Origin of the sequence: Nonlabens sp. (genome assembly GCF_039941875.1) — a bacterium.
Taxonomy (GTDB): Bacteria; Bacteroidota; Bacteroidia; order Flavobacteriales; family Flavobacteriaceae; genus Nonlabens.
This window is the reverse complement of the sequence record NZ_JBDVDQ010000015.1, coordinates 105,896-121,410: the sequence shown is the minus strand read 5'-3', so window position 1 is coordinate 121,410 and position 15,515 is coordinate 105,896. Positions and strand designations below refer to the sequence as shown.

Sequence of the window (15,515 nt, the reverse complement as noted above, 5' to 3'; positions counted from 1 at the left end):
GTAAATGGCGATCTTGAAATAGATGAACATCACACTATTGAAGACACGGCGATTGCTTTGGGTGACGCTTTCGCGAAAGCGTTATCCTCAAAAAAAGGAATCAATAGATATGGCTTCTTGCTACCTATGGACGACTCGCTTGCACAAGTAGGAATAGACTTCGGTGGTAGACCATGGATCGTTTGGGAAGCAGAATTTAAACGTGAATATGTGGGTGATATGCCTACAGAATTGTTCTTTCACTTCTTCAAATCATTCAGCGATGCTGCAAAATGCAACCTGAACATGAAAGTAGAAGGCGATAACGAACACCACAAAATAGAGTCGCTTTTCAAGGCATTTGCCAAGGCGATAAAAATGGCGGTAAAACAAACTGGTGATGGTAAATTACCGAGTACAAAAGGAACCTTATGATTGCCATTGTAAAATATAACGCAGGTAATATAGGAAGCGTCACTAACGCGCTCAACAGACTAGGAATAGAAAATAAAGTTACTGACGATCCTGAAGAGTTAAAGGCAGCAGACAAAGTTATTTTCCCTGGTGTAGGAGAAGCTGGTACCGCGATGAACTATTTGCGTGAACGTGGACTAGATCAAGTCATAAAAGAATTGAAACAGCCTGTTCTAGGAATTTGTTTAGGAATGCAACTAATGTGCAGCCATAGTGAAGAAGGTGATACAGAATGCCTGGGGATTTTTGATACTACGGTAAAGAAATTCCCAGCTACTGAAAGCATGAAAGTGCCTCACATGGGATGGAATAGTTTGAGTTATGAATCTGAAATGCAAAATTCAGAGTTACTCTTAACTAATTTGCTGCCTGAATCAGATGTATATTATGTACACTCGTACTATGCTGAAGTTTGTGAAAACACAGTGGCGGCTTGTGATTATATTTTACCTTTCAGTAGTGTGTTACAAAAAGATAATTTTTATGCAACACAATTTCATCCTGAGAAAAGTGCAGGTGTTGGTGAGGAGATATTAAAAAACTTTATAGAATTATAGTATGCGTATTATACCAGCAATAGATATTATAGACGGAAAATGTGTACGTCTATCACAAGGCGATTATAACCAGAAAACGGTTTATAATGAAGACCCATTAGAAGTAGCCAAAGAGTTTGAAGCAAATGGAATAAAACACTTGCATTTGGTTGATTTAGATGGAGCAAAAAGTAGTCACGTCGTGAACTGGAAAGTGCTCGAGCGCATCGCTGGACAGACTGGTTTGCAGGTTGATTTTGGCGGTGGTGTGAAAACTGACGAAGACATAAAGGTTGTTTTTGAAAGTGGTGCAAAACAAGTTACAGGCGGTAGTATCGCGGTAAAAGACGCTGCAATTTTTGAAGGTTGGATCTCTAGATACGGAACTAATAAAATTATTCTAGGTGCAGATGCTAAGGATGGAATGATCGCTACTCACGGCTGGTTAGAAAGCAGCGAGCTAGAAGTGGTAGAATTTATCAAAGAGTGGAATAAAAAAGGAATCGAGTATGTAATTTGTACCGATATTGCAAAAGACGGTATGCTTGCTGGAACTAGTAATGAGTTGTATAAGGAAATCCTTAATACTGCACCAGTTAAACTAATAGCTAGCGGTGGTGTTGCTGTTGTAGAAGATTTATATCGCTTGCGCGAAATGAATTGTGAAGGAGCCATAGTAGGAAAAGCATTCTATGAAGGTAGAATTACATTTAAGGAATTGAGAGAATTTGTATAGTCACCGATTGACATATCAGCTTTTAGAGGCCAGCGATTTAAACGAATTGCATGAATTGAATTTGATACCAGAGGTAGATCAATTCAATACTATGGGAATACCTGATAGTATTCAAGTAACTAAAGATTTACTAGATGTAAAAATCAAGGAGCATCAAAAAGAAGATATCAGCAAACTTACCTATTCTATTCGTTTAACAACTAGTGGTGAATTTATCGGCATCGCAGGCATTTTATTCGGTCAGCTTAAGTATAAAAAAGCAGAGTTATGGATGAAGTTTAATCCTAAGTTTTGGAATCAAGGCTATGCGACAGAAACGATAACTCGATTATTGAAGTCTTGTTTTGAAGAGCACCAACTTCATAGAGTTGAAGCGGGATGTGCAGTTGAAAATCATGCTTCAAAGAAAGTCCTTGAAAAATGCGGATTTATTATCGAAGGAATTCAAAGAAAGAACTTGCCCTTAAAATCTGGATGGAGTGATAATTATGAGTTTGGGATTTTGGAAGAAGAATGGAATAAATAATTTCTGTAAAAACAGGAATCTGGCTGGATGATGAACTGGCTATTGAAGTAAATACAAATCGATTCCGCTATGCAGCGGAATGACAAATAAATCAGTCGAAGGTGTCGGAATCACAGAGTTTCCCAACTTCGCGAGAAAATATGAGCTTAAAAAAAAGAATAATACCTTGCCTAGATATCAAGGATGGACGTACCGTAAAAGGAATCAACTTTGTTGGTTTGCGAGATGCTGGTGATCCTGTAGAACTAGCAAAGCAATATGCTGCTCAAGGAGCTGATGAATTGTGTTTTCTAGACATTACCGCAACTATAGAGAAACGTGACACTTTAGTACCGTTAGTTCGAGAAATAGCCGCTGTGTTAAATATTCCATTTACCGTAGGTGGCGGAATTAACGACGTAGCTCTTGCCAAGGAAATTATCAAAGCTGGTGCTGATAAGATAGCTATCAATAGTGCTGCCGTAAAAAGACCAGAACTAATTAATGAACTTGCTGCAGAGCTAGGTAGTCAGTGTGTTGTAGTTGCGGTGGATACTAAAGAAATTGAGATAAACGACCAAGAGATTCCGCATCAAGTGAGGAATAAAGTATTTGTAGCTGGTGGACGTGTAGAGACCGAATTAGAAACTATTTCTTGGTGTCAAGAGATTGAACGATTAGGTGCTGGAGAAATCTTGCTTACCAGCATGGATCATGATGGAACAAAAAATGGTTTTGCACTAGAACTTACGGATACTATTTCTAGAAAATTGAGTATTCCTATTATTGCATCTGGTGGTGGTGGAACAAGTAATCATTTTGCAGACTTGTTTAAAGACACAGAAGCAAGTGCTGGACTTGCGGCAAGTATATTTCACTTTGGAGAATTACCAGTACCTGAGTTGAAAAAACAACTGACTGTGGCTGGAGTTGCGGTGAGAAATTAAAACTAGATTGCAATAGAGCAAGGCAAAACCGTCCTGCGAAGGATTAACAAAATAAAAACATTGCGGTGAGAAACTAAAGATTTCTACCTGCGCAAATAAAATCGAAAGTGTCGAATCGAAGAGATTCCCACTTTCGTAGGAACAAATATGAGACTTGACTGGAATAAAGGAGAAAACGGATTACTGCCTGTAATTGTACAAGACGCTACTAGCAAAGAAATATTAATGCTAGGTTATATGAATGAAGAGGCTTTTGAAAAAACTAGAGCAGATAACAGAGTGACTTTTTACTCACGCAGTAAACAACGACTTTGGACCAAAGGTGAGTCTTCTAACAATTTTCTAGATGTCGTAGATTTAAAGATCGATTGTGATCAGGATACCATTCTTATAAAAGCAAATGCGCATGGTCCTACTTGTCATACTGGTACGGTAAGTTGCTTTGATAATGGTGATGAATCTCGCTTTCGCGAAAGCGAAACAGAAAACAACTTTACTATAAACGATCTTGAAAAGACCATCCACCAACGTATCGATGATAAAGTAGAAGGTTCTTACACCTATTCTTTAATCCAAAAAGGGATTAATAAAGTAGCTCAAAAAGTAGGTGAAGAAGCTGTAGAAACTGTTATCGATGCTATCAATGGGAAGGAAGAAGACTTTATTTATGAGGCCGGTGATCTTATGTATCACTATCTAGTTTTATTGAAAGCAAAAGGACTATCTCTAGCTGATATTGAGAAAGAACTTGCTAAAAGGCATAAATAATAGAGTGAAATTTATTTATAGATAACAAAAGCGGTTGTATCAAATTTGATAATACAACCGCTTTTTTAATAATCTAAAATTTTAAAAAAAATCTAATTAACGCGCTCTTAACCGTATTTACTTGTACATACAATATTTTTACTTAAAAACTGATATGAGCACGACACAAGCCCTTTTAAAACCGATAAGCCTAGGAGCAATTGAATTAAAAAACAGAATTGTAATGGCGCCTCTAACTAGATCTAGAGCAACTAATGAAACTAAATCGCCAGATCAAAAACACATAGATTATTATACGCAACGTGCTGGTGCTGGACTTATTATAACAGAGGCTAGTGAAATATCAAAAAAAGCAAGTGGATATGCTTATGTCGCTGGAATCTATAATGATGCACAAGTAGAAGGATGGAAAAAAGTCGTAGATAGTGTACATAGAGAAGGTGGTAAAATAGTTTTACAATTATGGCACGTAGGACGTATTTCTTTACCAGATTTTAATGATGGACAATTACCATGGGCTCCTAGCGCCGTAAATCCAGAGGTGGAACACAGAAACCCAACTGGTGAAAAGAAGATGACTGTAACGCCACATGCCATGACGGTAGAAGAAATAGAGCAGACAGTAAAAGATTATGGAAACGCTGCTGCAAATGCTAAAAAAGCAGGTTTTGATGGTGTAGAAATCCATAGTTCTAATGGTTATCTAATCCATCAGTTTTTCAATAATAAATCTAACTTACGTACTGACGAGTATGGAGGTAGTAATGAGAATAAAGCTCGTTTTTTCTTTGAAGTTCTAGATGCGGTAAAAGAATCATTCCCAGATAATAGAATAGGATGTAGACTTAATCCATCGTTAAATGGAGTTTTTGGAATCGATGGAACACCAGATACTATTCCGTTTTTTGATTATTTAATCAATAGATTAAATGAATACGACCTGGCTTATTTACACCTTTCAGAGCCATTTACAGATGTAAGTAAGATCGATTTTCTAGTGAGTGATATTGCAAAACATTACCGTCCTATTTACAATGGTAACTTAATGATCAATAATCAATTTGATCGTGAATCTGGTAATAAGGTAATCGAAGAAGGTCATGCAGATCTAGTAGCTTATGGAAAGCTATTTATCTCAAATCCAGATCTTGCACATCGTTTTGAATTAAAGGCTGACACTGCAGACTGGAATATGGAAACCTTTTATACACAAGGTCGTGAAGGTTATACAGACTACCCTACTCTAGAAGAAGAAAAAGCTAAGAACTAATTCCTGTCAATAATATTTGAGGCAACTCTTTTTTAAGGTCGGCTACTTCGGTAGTCGACTTTTTTGGTATCCATAGGTATATGGATCTTAACGTGCTTAGCAGATTAAAAAGCATGGTTTCCACATTCAGAGATTTAAACTCACCAGCTTCTATACCACTCTCTAAAATATTTTTAAAGTCTAGTTCATAGTCTTTACGCAACTTGATATATTCCTGATACGGCGCTCCTTCTAGGTGCATCCAGTCGGTATTTAATACTGCCAGTGCATCTGTATATTCTAGTGCTATTTTTATGTGTAGTAGTATGAGCTGTTCCGCTTTCGCGAAAGCGGACTTATCATCCATCTCTACCGTATCCATACCAGATGTAAATTCATGAGCAACTTCTAGAATGAGTGTGGCAAGAATCTCTTGTTTCCCAGAAATATGGTTGTACAGACTAGCCGCTTTCATATCCATAGCAGCAGCGAGATCGCGCATAGTGACAGCGCTATAACCACGTTCTTTAAAAAGTTGGGCAGCTGTTTTGAGAATTTGTTTTTTGCGAGACATAAGTTGCAAATATAATAGAACATGACTATCATAAAATTGATTAAAAGTCTATTCCCGATAATTAGAATAATTAGTTTTAGACTAGCTTTGAACTTTACCCTACAACAATGTTAGAGAATATAGAAATTAATCCGCTTCTTGAAAGATTACCACCGCATCTGAAACAGTTTATAAAGCCTCAAAATTATGACCTTTATACGTATCAAGATCAGGCTGTGTGGCGTCATGTGATGAGCAAAAATGTAGAGTTCTTAAGTCAGGTGGCTCATGGGTCTTACATTGCTGGTCTCAAGAAAACAGGTATTTCTATAGATAATATACCGTCTATGTATGGTATGAATCGCATTCTTAAAGAAATAGGTTGGGCAGCAGTTGCTGTAGATGGTTTTATACCACCGGCGGCTTTTATGGAGTTTCAGGCTTATAAAATATTAGTCATTGCTGCTGATATTAGAAAACTGGACAACATAGAATACACTCCTGCACCAGATATTATTCATGAGGCTGCTGGGCACGCTCCTATTATTGCTAGTCCAGATTATGCAGAATATTTAAGACGTTTTGGCGAGATAGGTAGCAAAGCTATTTCTAGCGCACACGATCATGAGATGTATGAGGCAGTGCGCAAGATTTCCATTCTTAAAGAAACTCGTAGCGAGACAGAAAACCCAGAGCTGGATAAAGAAATCGCAGCTGCCGAGGCTAATATTGAGCGTCTTCAAAACAAAGATGTAGAACCTAGTGAAATGTCTTTAATTAGAAATTTACACTGGTGGACGGTAGAATACGGTCTGGTAGGTACGCTAGATAATCCTAAGCTTTATGGCGCCGGATTATTATCCAGTCTAGGAGAAAGTAAAAGCTGCCTAGAACCTGCGGTAGAAAAAAGATTGTACACTATTGATGCGGCTTATCAAGATTTTGATATCACACGCAAGCAACCTCATCTATATGTAACACCTAATTTTGCGACATTGAGCGAGGTATTAGAAGAATTTGCAAATACCATGGCTGTGCGTAAAGGCGGACATCGTGGTTTGCAAAAATTAATTAATTCAAAATCACTTGGGACAATTGAGTTAAGTACTGGATTGCAAATAAGTGGTCATTTCACACGCATTATTACTAATGATGACAACGAGGTGATTTTCTTTGAAACGACTGGAGAAAGTGCTCTTGCTTATAGAGAAAAAGAGCTTATAGGTCATGGACGCAGTACACATAAAAACGGTTTTTTGAGCCCGCTAGGGAAACTTAAGGGAATCAATCTAGCTATAGAAGATATGGGACCTCGTGATTTACAAGCTTATAATTTTTATGATAACGAGCGTATTGAGTTCACTTATGAAAGTGGAATTAAAGTAGAAGGTTTAAACGTTACTGGACAGCGTAATTTAAATGGTAAATTAATGCTCATTCAGTTTACCGACTGTACCGTAACTTACAAGGACGAGGTTTTATTTACTCCAGAAGACGGCATGCTTAACCTAGCCGTAGGAAAAGAAATAGTTAGCGCCTATGCTGGCCCTGCAGATTATTACAGTTTTGACCTTGTTTTTCATGAGAGTGATACTAAAACTATAAAGCCAGTTTTCTCAAAAAGAGAGATTACTATTCAAGGTTTATACGAGAAGGTACGCAATTATAGAGAAGAAGATAAAATCAATAAACCGTTACTCGAGAAATTAAAAACTCAAGTAGAAAATGATTATCCTGAGCAGTGGTTGCTTATTGAGGAGATTGAAGAATTGATAGGTTAACTAAAATTGGTTAATGGTATAATGGCATTTGCAACGGTTCCATTACCTTGTGTACTGGTCAGTTTTAAATCACCTTTTAACTCATTTATAGCTGTCGTTATTTGTTGAATACCATCACCATTTGCGACAGCTTTACGATCATAACCCAGTCCGTTATCATGAGTAATTATATGTAAAGAATCGTCTTCTATAGATGCGATATTAAAAATATAGTTGGCTTGAGAATAAAGAGCAGCGTTGTGCAACCCTTCATTAATAATAATTAATAAAGACAAGATCTCTTTGGGTTCAAAATTGAGTAATTCCTTTTCTGGAAAATTAATTTTATAGACCGATGGACCTTCTACGTTCTGGTGATACAGATTTTGAAGTTGTTGAGTTGTATGCTCTATATCTTTTAAAGTAAATTTATTTTTACTGGCTGCAAATTTATAGATCAAGTAAACTGCCTTTGTTTTAACGGCTGTTTTTTCCGGAGATTTTTGTTCTAGTTCTTGTAAAATAGCATTGCGCTGTATTTCAAATTTATACAGACCCTTTGCTCCTACCAACTTTTTAGCTCGTGTTTCTTTTCTATCCAACTCTTTTAAAAATTGTATAACTACTAGTCCTACAAGTAAACCGATAAAAATGTACCCAATAATTGCTCCCATGATCCTAATGTAGGTATTAAAAGTGATATGTTGTGGTTCCGCTTTCGCGAAAGCGAAATTATAATAACATTTTACTACTTTGCAGGTAAGTAAACTAAAAACAAACGTCTCAATAAAGAAAAATATGTTCGGTCTATTTAAAAATAAGAAGAAGGAAACTATACAGAAATACCTCAATGAAGGTGCACAATTACTAGATGTACGTACTGCATCAGAATTTAATGGCAGTCATATAGAAGGGTCTAAAAACATACCTGTTCAAGTGATTGATCAACAAATGGATGGTCTAGATAAAGAAAAGCCATTAATTGTGTATTGTGCCATGGGTGGAAGAAGTAATATCGCTGCTGGAAAATTAAAAGCCAAAGGTTATAAAGTTGTAAATGCCGGTGGTATAGGTTCTATGAGAAAATATTTGAAGTCGTGATACTTTAGTTATATATTCTTCCTATTTTTAATCTATGAAATTAGATTACCATAACATCAAAGACGAAGGAAGGTTTACTGTAACAAGTTTTCAATGTGGACCATCATTACAGCTACTTAAAGAAAAGGGGTTATATAAAATAGTCTGGTGCACAGAAGGTGAAGAACGCCTTATTGTAGATGGATATGAAGTCGTACTTAAAAAGAATCAAGTACTTTTTTGCACCCCTGTGAACATAGTAGAGATTCCAAAGGATAATTATGGATTAATAGCGTTTGTATTTAATCGTGAGTTCTATTGTATACAGCATAATGATTCTGAGGTATCTTGTATGGGAATGTTGTTTTTCGGTTCTTCTACTGCACCTATCATAGACTTAACTGTAAAAGAACAAGCTAGTTTTAATGCGATGCTGGTTTTATTTCAGGAAGAATTTGACACTAAAGATCATATTCAAGGTGAGATGCTACGTACTTTATTAAAAAGAATGTTGATCACCTCTACCAGGCTGATTAAGCAAGAAAGTTACCAGCCCGATTTAACGGTAAAACAAGTTGATCTAGTCAGACGATTTAATATACTCGTAGAACAGCATTTTAAAGAAAAACACCAGGTTGCAGACTATGCAGACTTACTTTTTAAATCTCCTAAAACGCTTTCTAACTTTTTTAAAAAGCATGATGTAAAATCACCACTTAAGATTATCAACGAGCGCATCACTGCAGAGGCAAAAAGACTTCTACTCTACTCTGACAAAAGCGCCGAAGAGATAGCTTATGAGCTGGGTTATAATGAGCCTAGTCATTTTTCTAAATTCTTTAAAAAGCAAGTGGGTACCTCTCCACTTTCCTTCAGAAAGCAATAAGTTTAAAAAAACATTTTTTAAATATGTATAAAAGTGAGTTACTATCCTATAAAAACTAGATGGTAACTCACTTTTATTTGTTACTATTCTTTTTAACCTTAGACATAACAAAACAGGCCTGCACTCCTAAGAGACAGACCTGTTTCAACTAACCAACTATGAAAATTTTAACTCTTACCTAAATGCTATTAAGCATCTAATGGCTGTACCGCTGGGAAATCAACAGGTACTTGAGTTGTATTGTGTAAATAGTTTGAGATGGTTTTATCACCTACTAAAACTATAGTATCTACTAGATTTTCTTGAGTATAACCTGCCGCTAGAAAAGAATCTACCACAGCTTTATCTGCTCTACCTCTATTCTCTGTTATGTTTTTTGCTAGACCTGCAAGAGCATTATAACTAGTCTGGAAAGATGCTTTACCAGCTCTTAATTCTAGAGTTTGTTCTTGAGTAAAACCATTCATTTGTGCAATAGCCGTATGTGCTGCAAGACAGTAATCACAGCCATTTACTTCACTTACTGCTAGATTTACTACTTCTTTTTCTTTATTATTTAAAGAAGTTTTTGCTCCAGATAAAGAAAGGTAATTATTTAATGCATTATTTGATAATGCGTAGGTTGCATATAAATTAGGAACAAAACCTAATTGCTTTTCTAGATTATCAAAGATTCCTTGATTCACTTCGTTTACTTCGCTTCTTTGTGGTACATTAAATGTTGCCATGATATTATATAATTTTAATTATTGTTATTTTCTTATCCCTTAGGACACTACAAAGATGCGACAGTAAGTAGCCTTTAAAAATGTGTCCATTTCCCGAGTACTATTCTATTATTCCCGATACGATAAATTACAAATGGTGTAGTATCTTTATAGGAAATTTTCCTACCATGAATAAGTTGTACTATATCCTATTTGCATTTATTGTTCTCGCTTTCGCGAAAGCAGAATCACAACAATTACCAGAACCACCAGAAGAACAAAAGTATTATGAATCACAAGAGTTTAGACTCTTAGGACCTTTCCGTGGTGGACGTAGTGCCGCGGTAACTGGAGTACCTGGAAAACCTAATTTATTCTATTTCGGTAGTACCGGTGGTGGTGTATGGAAAACCGTAGATGGTGGACGTACCTGGAGCAATATCTCTGATGGATTTTTTGGTGGTTCTATAGGTGCCGTAACTGTTGCGCCTAGCGATCATAACGTAATATATGTAGGTGGTGGCGAGAAAACGGTGCGTGGTAATGTATCTAGCGGCTATGGAATATGGAAAACAGAAGACGCTGGTAAAACATGGACTGAGGCTGGATTACCTAAAAGTCGTCACGTACCTAGAATAGTAATCGACCCTAACGATCATAATACCGTTTATGCCGCAGTGTTAGGTAATATCTATAAGCCTACTACAGATCGTGGTGTTTATAAAAGTACTGATGGTGGAAAAACATGGAGTAAAAAATTATTTACTAATGATCTAGCCGGTGCGGTAGATTTAATCATAGACCCTAGTAATCCGCGTGTGTTGTATGCCAGCACCTGGAGGTTGCAGCGTACACCATACAGTCTATCTAGTGGTGGCGATGGTAGTGCCATATGGAAAAGTACCGATTATGGAGAGACATGGAAAGAGGTTTCAAAAAATGAAGGTTTTGCCAAAGGAACTCTAGGAATTATGGGAATCACCGTCTCACCTGTAGATTCTGACAGATTATATGCCATCGTAGAAAATAAAGATCAAGGTGGATTGTACCGTAGTGATGATGCAGGTTTAACTTGGAAAAAGACCAACAGTGATCGCAGTTTAAGACAACGTGCGTGGTATTATACGCGTATTTATGCAGACACAAAAGATGTCGATAAAGTTTATGTCGTTAATGTCAACTATCATAAAAGTACCGATGGTGGTAAAAACTTTTCTAGTGCGAGAGCACCTCATGGTGATCATCACGATTTATGGATTGCACCAGAAGATTCTGACCGCATGATTATGGGAGATGACGGTGGCGCACAAATCACTTATGATGGTGGCGAGACATGGAGTACGTATCACAATCAGCCTACAGCACAATACTATCGTGTAACTACAGATAACTCTTTCCCTTATAGAATCTATGTAGCACAACAGGATAATGGGACGATAAGAATACCTCATCGTACCACTGGACGTAGTATTACAGATACCGATTGGGAAGGAACTGCAGGTGGCGAGAGTGCGCACATTGCTGTAGATCCTAAAAATAATGACATCGTTTATGGTGGTAGTTATGGCGGTTATTTAACTCGTTATAATCACAAGACTAAATCACAACGAGCAATTAATGTATGGCCAGATAACCCTATGGGACATGGTGCCGAAGGAATGAAATACCGCTTTCAGTGGAATTTCCCTATTCTGTTCTCGCAACACGAGCCTAATAAACTCTATGCTTTTTCTAACAATGTACACGTCACTACTAATGAAGGTCAGAGTTGGGAAACTATCTCACCTGATCTAACTAGAAACGATCCAACAAAACTAGTTTCTAGTGGTGGACCGATTACTCAAGATAACACAAGTGTTGAGTATTACTGTACGATTTTTGCCGCAGCAGAATCTCCATTGAAAGCTGGCGAATTATGGATAGGTAGCGACGATGGGCTCATTCATCTTTCTAAAGATGGCGGTAAAAACTGGAGTAACATTACACCTAAGGGATTACCAGAATGGGCACAAATTAACAGTATAGAACCTAGCCGTTATGATGCGGCTACTTGTTATGTAGCTGCTACACGTTATAAATTAGGCGATTTTACACCTTACTTATATAGAACTACAGATTATGGTAAATCATGGAAAAAAATAACAGATGGCATTCCATCAGAGCATTTTTCTAGAGTAGTAAGAGAAGATGATCAAGTACAAGGAATGCTGTATGCAGGAACAGAAACTGGTTTATATATTTCTACCGACGATGGAAAATCATGGAAATCATTCCAGATGAATTTACCTATCGTACCAGTTACAGATCTAGCTGTAAAGGATAACAATCTAATTATCGCGACACAAGGTAGAAGTTTATGGATACATGATGATTTAGGATTAGTGAGAGAAGCTTTTTCTAGTTCGCTTTCGCGAAAGCAAGACGAAAACAAACTTTTTAAACCTAAAACATCTTATCGCATGGCAGGAAATGGTCGTGCAGGTTCACTTACCACAGGAGCAAATCATCCTGCAGGAGTACAAGTACATTTTTATATTCCGACGTTGAAAGAAAAAGATAGTGTATCACTTTCTTTTTATGACTCCAAAAACGAGTTGATTAAAACTTATGCTACCTATGATAAAAAGAACAAATTAAAAGTAAAAGAAGGAGCCAACTCTTTTAACTGGAATACTGTTTATGATGGTGCAGAAAAGCTACCAGGAATGATTTTATGGTGGGCAAATATGTCAGGACCTAAAGCTGTACCTGGATCGTACAAAGTTGAATTATCAGTAAATGGGAAAAAGGAATCGCAACCTATTACAATTATATCTGCTCCTAATAGGGAGGCTAGCGATGAAGACATGCTGACACAATTTAATTATGTAAATGAAGTAAATGCTACTGTAGACAAGGCTCATAAATCGATTAAAAACATACGTGCATTTAATAAGAAACTAAGTGCTTTTGAAACGTTGTATGGAGATAGAGAAGAACAAGGTGTTAAAGATATGATTGCGATGTCTAAGGAGATGAAAAAGAAATTTAGCGAGGTAGAAAAAGCACTTTATCAAACTAAAAACCGCAGTGGTCAGGATCCTTTAAATTTCCCTATTAGATTAACTAATAAACTAGCTCATTTAAACAGTCTGGCACAAATAGGTGACTTTGCCCCTACTTCACAAAGTATAGAAGTTAAAGATGAATTAACTGCTGAAATAGAAAAGCAACTTGCTATTTTTGATCAGGTTTTACAGTCTGATATTAAAAAATTCAACGAGCAATTTAATGCCTTGAATTTAGAGTATCTCGTGATTGAGAAAGAGGAAAAATAATGGAGGAATTAAGCGGTTATTGGGAGGGTTATTTTATCTATGGATTAGGATTTGATCTTCCTTTCTTTGGAGAAAGAGTCAGGCTATTTACTGAAATGGAATTTAAAGACGGTATCATAACTGGTCACCATACAGAAGAAAAAGGACCGTTTTCAACCGGCAGAACCGTAAATTTTACTGGTTTCTGGGAACAAAATCTAATTTCTATAACGGTCACTTATACTAGCAATGATGTTATTCTAGAGGACGGTTTCAGTACAGAAGAGATAGAACACAATTTTGAAATCGTTTATAATGGCTCTTTTGATTATAAAAAGAAAGCCATGAATGGGATATGGTTTATGCAAAATGAAATGGACGGAGATCTAGATCTAGAAATACCTCCTGCCGAAGGTTTATGGATGCTTAAAAAAGCAAAAAAGCCCGTCAGTGATTTTGACTACTCACTTCTTGGGCTTTAATAAATAACACTATTGTTATAGTTCTGTAGTTTGAATTTATTTAATTAATTCAAATTCAGAAAAACGTATTTGGGCACGAGTATCATTTCCTTCTGTGTAAACACCTGCTTTAAAATAGTATCCATTACTATATGGTGTCCAATTGTTAGAAGGTGTAAAAGTTTCTGAAAATGTACCTGCAGGTGTAGTTGCTGTGAATGACGCTGTCCCATTTGAGGTATTCATAGCTACTTGTATGGTCTCTCCTTCTTGATATAAAGGTCCATTGATGGTAGTGTATTGAGTATCGCTATCTGGGTCGTCAGTTAGTTTAAATTTTACTCGGCGATCATCATCGATATACACTCTTACTAGTGGTCTTAATACACCATTACTTCTATTATGTACTTGTGCGATAGTCACACCGTTTTCTGGTATATTAAATATAGTAGCTGTGTAAGAAAGTGATTTAACCACGTCTAGAGAACGCTCTTGACCTGGAGTTTCTTTAAGTTCTGTACGTTTACCATCTGGTTCTTTACTTATTAAAACCATTTCTTGATCATCTAAAAAGTAATATTCTGTAGGGCCATGAGTGGTTGCGTCTTCAGAAACGGTAGATCTATCTGCCGTGTTCCAACTGGTTTCTATTTGAAGAGTAGCTAATGCAAAATTATCACCTGGTATGCTATCGGTTTCTGTTGCGTCATCACCTGTTCCATTACCATTTGTAGCATCATCATCAGGCACTAGTTGTATAGTATTAGCTTGTTCATCTGATTCTGAAGAACATGAAAAAATCCCAACAGTCGCTATAAGCAACGCATAAAAAGTAAGACTCTTGAACATCGTTTTATTTTTTTTAAATGTAGAACACAAAAATTTACAATCGATATATTTTAACTGTTTATTTTAAAAATTGGGCAATGAAATATGAACACCCCTCTTATTTGACAAAAAATCTTTAAAATAACTTTTAATTAAATCAAATCTAAAACACCAGTTTGTTTAACGCTAGGTTTTTGAAATTAATCTAAGTGTTATTAATTACTAAACAGAAAGTTCTCAATTATTAAAGAGTGCAATAAACTTTATCTTAAATGATTTATCATTTTAGTTGAGTTAGAAAATTTTTCAGTGTCGTTCATTACTAGATCCGCTATTATAGAAATCTAAAATTGTTGTGAAGCCCAAATAATAGCCTCATCTATAGTAGAACATATGATAAAAGGCTTTGATAAAAAGTTTTTTTCAAAGATTGCTGTTTTAATCTTGATTCCATTATCTGCAACCACTGCAAGACCTATTAAATTCTCGACAGCCGCTACCTTTGGATAAATTAATGGATTTACAGAATAAGAATTCACTCTGTTAGAGATATAAATAAAATTTGTATCGCTGAAATGTTTTTCAATCAACGCATGAAAGATATCGATATCATCTACCTCAACAGTATATCCTTCTTTCACTTGTACAATTAAATAAAGTTTAAAAATGAATATGTCTGCATATCCTATATCATAATGTTTTATTGATTTCATAAAGCTAAGTTGGTTCTTAAAGATAGGCTTTTTATTA

Annotated in this window: 16 protein-coding genes and 1 pseudogene; 12 read left to right on the top strand and 5 right to left on the bottom strand. The window is 36.2% G+C overall.

The window, feature by feature from the left end; translation table 11 throughout:
- The 7 genes and pseudogenes from ABJF08_RS09860 to ABJF08_RS09830 all read left to right on the top strand — a co-directional run.
- A pseudogene (locus ABJF08_RS09860) lies at window positions 1-414 on the top strand (bifunctional histidinol-phosphatase/imidazoleglycerol-phosphate dehydratase); the annotation flags it as partial.
- Complete coding sequence (gene hisH, locus ABJF08_RS09855) at window positions 411-1,010, top strand: imidazole glycerol phosphate synthase subunit HisH (RefSeq protein WP_348115991.1); 600 nt, start codon at window positions 411-413, stop codon at window positions 1,008-1,010. The pseudogene ABJF08_RS09860 and the gene hisH, both read left to right, overlap by 4 nt.
- 1 nt (window position 1,011) lies before the next feature.
- Window positions 1,012-1,725 carry a 1-(5-phosphoribosyl)-5-[(5-phosphoribosylamino)methylideneamino]imidazole-4-carboxamide isomerase gene (gene hisA, locus ABJF08_RS09850; RefSeq protein ID WP_348115990.1) on the top strand — a complete coding sequence of 238 codons (714 nt, stop codon included), beginning with the start codon at window positions 1,012-1,014 and terminating at the stop codon, window positions 1,723-1,725.
- Window positions 1,726-1,732: 7 nt separating this feature from the next.
- Window positions 1,733-2,251, top strand: a complete 519-nt coding sequence (locus ABJF08_RS09845; RefSeq protein WP_348115989.1) for a GNAT family protein — start codon at window positions 1,733-1,735, stop codon at window positions 2,249-2,251.
- Between the two features lie 140 nt (window positions 2,252-2,391).
- Window positions 2,392-3,177, top strand: coding sequence for an imidazole glycerol phosphate synthase subunit HisF (gene hisF, locus ABJF08_RS09840; RefSeq protein ID WP_348115988.1), 786 nt, complete (start codon window positions 2,392-2,394; stop codon window positions 3,175-3,177).
- Window positions 3,178-3,324: 147 nt separating this feature from the next.
- Window positions 3,325-3,945, top strand: coding sequence for a bifunctional phosphoribosyl-AMP cyclohydrolase/phosphoribosyl-ATP diphosphatase HisIE (hisIE, locus tag ABJF08_RS09835; RefSeq protein WP_348115987.1), 621 nt, complete (start codon window positions 3,325-3,327; stop codon window positions 3,943-3,945).
- Between the two features lie 154 nt (window positions 3,946-4,099).
- Window positions 4,100-5,215 (top strand): alkene reductase, encoded by a 1,116-nt coding sequence (locus tag ABJF08_RS09830; protein WP_348115986.1) that lies wholly within the window; start codon window positions 4,100-4,102, stop codon window positions 5,213-5,215.
- Here the strand turns inward: ABJF08_RS09830 and ABJF08_RS09825 are convergent.
- On the bottom strand, window positions 5,205-5,768 hold the full coding sequence (locus ABJF08_RS09825) for a TetR/AcrR family transcriptional regulator (RefSeq protein ID WP_348115985.1): 564 nt from the start codon (window positions 5,766-5,768) through the stop codon (window positions 5,205-5,207). The genes ABJF08_RS09830 and ABJF08_RS09825 overlap by 11 nt on opposite strands.
- 107 nt (window positions 5,769-5,875) lie before the next feature.
- Between ABJF08_RS09825 and ABJF08_RS09820 the strand changes: the two genes are divergently transcribed.
- Window positions 5,876-7,528, top strand: a complete 1,653-nt coding sequence (locus ABJF08_RS09820; protein ID WP_348115984.1) for an aromatic amino acid hydroxylase — start codon at window positions 5,876-5,878, stop codon at window positions 7,526-7,528.
- On the opposite strand, the gene ABJF08_RS09815 is transcribed toward ABJF08_RS09820, so the two are convergent.
- Window positions 7,525-8,181, bottom strand: coding sequence for a histidine kinase (locus tag ABJF08_RS09815; RefSeq protein ID WP_348115983.1), 657 nt, complete (start codon window positions 8,179-8,181; stop codon window positions 7,525-7,527). The two genes, ABJF08_RS09820 and ABJF08_RS09815, sit on opposite strands and share 4 nt — an antisense overlap.
- 124 nt (window positions 8,182-8,305) lie before the next feature.
- Here ABJF08_RS09815 and ABJF08_RS09810 point away from each other — a divergent pair, with 124 nt between their 5' ends.
- Together ABJF08_RS09810 and ABJF08_RS09805 are read left to right on the top strand one after the other, a co-directional pair.
- Entirely contained in the window at window positions 8,306-8,608 is a 303-nt protein-coding gene (locus ABJF08_RS09810; RefSeq protein ID WP_348115982.1) for a rhodanese-like domain-containing protein, read from the top strand.
- 34 nt (window positions 8,609-8,642) lie between these two features.
- A complete protein-coding gene (locus ABJF08_RS09805; protein ID WP_348115980.1) occupies window positions 8,643-9,473 on the top strand; it encodes an AraC family transcriptional regulator in 831 nt (276 codons plus the stop codon).
- Window positions 9,474-9,661: 188 nt separating this feature from the next.
- Here the strand turns inward: ABJF08_RS09805 and ABJF08_RS09800 are convergent, their stop codons facing one another.
- Window positions 9,662-10,201 (bottom strand): carboxymuconolactone decarboxylase family protein, encoded by a 540-nt coding sequence (locus ABJF08_RS09800; protein WP_104515726.1) that lies wholly within the window; start codon window positions 10,199-10,201, stop codon window positions 9,662-9,664.
- 167 nt (window positions 10,202-10,368) lie between these two features.
- Here ABJF08_RS09800 and ABJF08_RS09795 point away from each other — a divergent pair, with 167 nt between their 5' ends.
- Window positions 10,369-13,497, top strand: coding sequence for a glycosyl hydrolase (locus ABJF08_RS09795; RefSeq protein ID WP_348115979.1), 3,129 nt, complete (start codon window positions 10,369-10,371; stop codon window positions 13,495-13,497).
- Entirely contained in the window at window positions 13,497-13,958 is a 462-nt protein-coding gene (locus tag ABJF08_RS09790) for a hypothetical protein (RefSeq protein WP_348115978.1), read from the top strand. The genes ABJF08_RS09795 and ABJF08_RS09790 overlap by 1 nt, the downstream gene beginning before the upstream one ends.
- Window positions 13,959-13,994: 36 nt before the next feature.
- On the opposite strand, the gene ABJF08_RS09785 is transcribed toward ABJF08_RS09790, so the two are convergent.
- Window positions 13,995-14,786: a polysaccharide lyase family 7 protein gene (locus ABJF08_RS09785; RefSeq protein ID WP_348115976.1), complete on the bottom strand. Its 792-nt coding sequence runs from the start codon at window positions 14,784-14,786 to the stop codon at window positions 13,995-13,997.
- A 323-nt stretch (window positions 14,787-15,109) separates the two neighbouring features.
- A complete protein-coding gene (locus ABJF08_RS09780) occupies window positions 15,110-15,478 on the bottom strand; it encodes a hypothetical protein (RefSeq protein WP_348115975.1) in 369 nt (122 codons plus the stop codon).
- Window positions 15,479-15,515 lie beyond the last annotated feature (37 nt).

Coding starts and splice junctions, on each gene's coding strand:
- hisH (WP_348115991.1), top strand. CDS start 411: ATGATTGCCATTGTAAAATATAACGCAGGTAATATAGGAAGCGTCACT.
- hisA (WP_348115990.1), top strand. CDS start 1,012: ATGCGTATTATACCAGCAATAGATATTATAGACGGAAAATGTGTACGT.
- hisF (WP_348115988.1), top strand. CDS start 2,392: ATGAGCTTAAAAAAAAGAATAATACCTTGCCTAGATATCAAGGATGGA.
- hisIE (WP_348115987.1), top strand. CDS start 3,325: ATGAGACTTGACTGGAATAAAGGAGAAAACGGATTACTGCCTGTAATT.
- ABJF08_RS09830 (WP_348115986.1), top strand. CDS start 4,100: ATGAGCACGACACAAGCCCTTTTAAAACCGATAAGCCTAGGAGCAATT.
- ABJF08_RS09825 (WP_348115985.1), bottom strand. CDS start 5,768: ATGTCTCGCAAAAAACAAATTCTCAAAACAGCTGCCCAACTTTTTAAA.
- ABJF08_RS09820 (WP_348115984.1), top strand. CDS start 5,876: ATGTTAGAGAATATAGAAATTAATCCGCTTCTTGAAAGATTACCACCG.
- ABJF08_RS09815 (WP_348115983.1), bottom strand. CDS start 8,181: ATGGGAGCAATTATTGGGTACATTTTTATCGGTTTACTTGTAGGACTA.
- ABJF08_RS09810 (WP_348115982.1), top strand. CDS start 8,306: ATGTTCGGTCTATTTAAAAATAAGAAGAAGGAAACTATACAGAAATAC.
- ABJF08_RS09805 (WP_348115980.1), top strand. CDS start 8,643: ATGAAATTAGATTACCATAACATCAAAGACGAAGGAAGGTTTACTGTA.
- ABJF08_RS09800 (WP_104515726.1), bottom strand. CDS start 10,201: ATGGCAACATTTAATGTACCACAAAGAAGCGAAGTAAACGAAGTGAAT.
- ABJF08_RS09795 (WP_348115979.1), top strand. CDS start 10,369: ATGAATAAGTTGTACTATATCCTATTTGCATTTATTGTTCTCGCTTTC.
- ABJF08_RS09790 (WP_348115978.1), top strand. CDS start 13,497: ATGGAGGAATTAAGCGGTTATTGGGAGGGTTATTTTATCTATGGATTA.
- ABJF08_RS09785 (WP_348115976.1), bottom strand. CDS start 14,786: ATGTTCAAGAGTCTTACTTTTTATGCGTTGCTTATAGCGACTGTTGGG.
- ABJF08_RS09780 (WP_348115975.1), bottom strand. CDS start 15,478: ATGAAATCAATAAAACATTATGATATAGGATATGCAGACATATTCATT.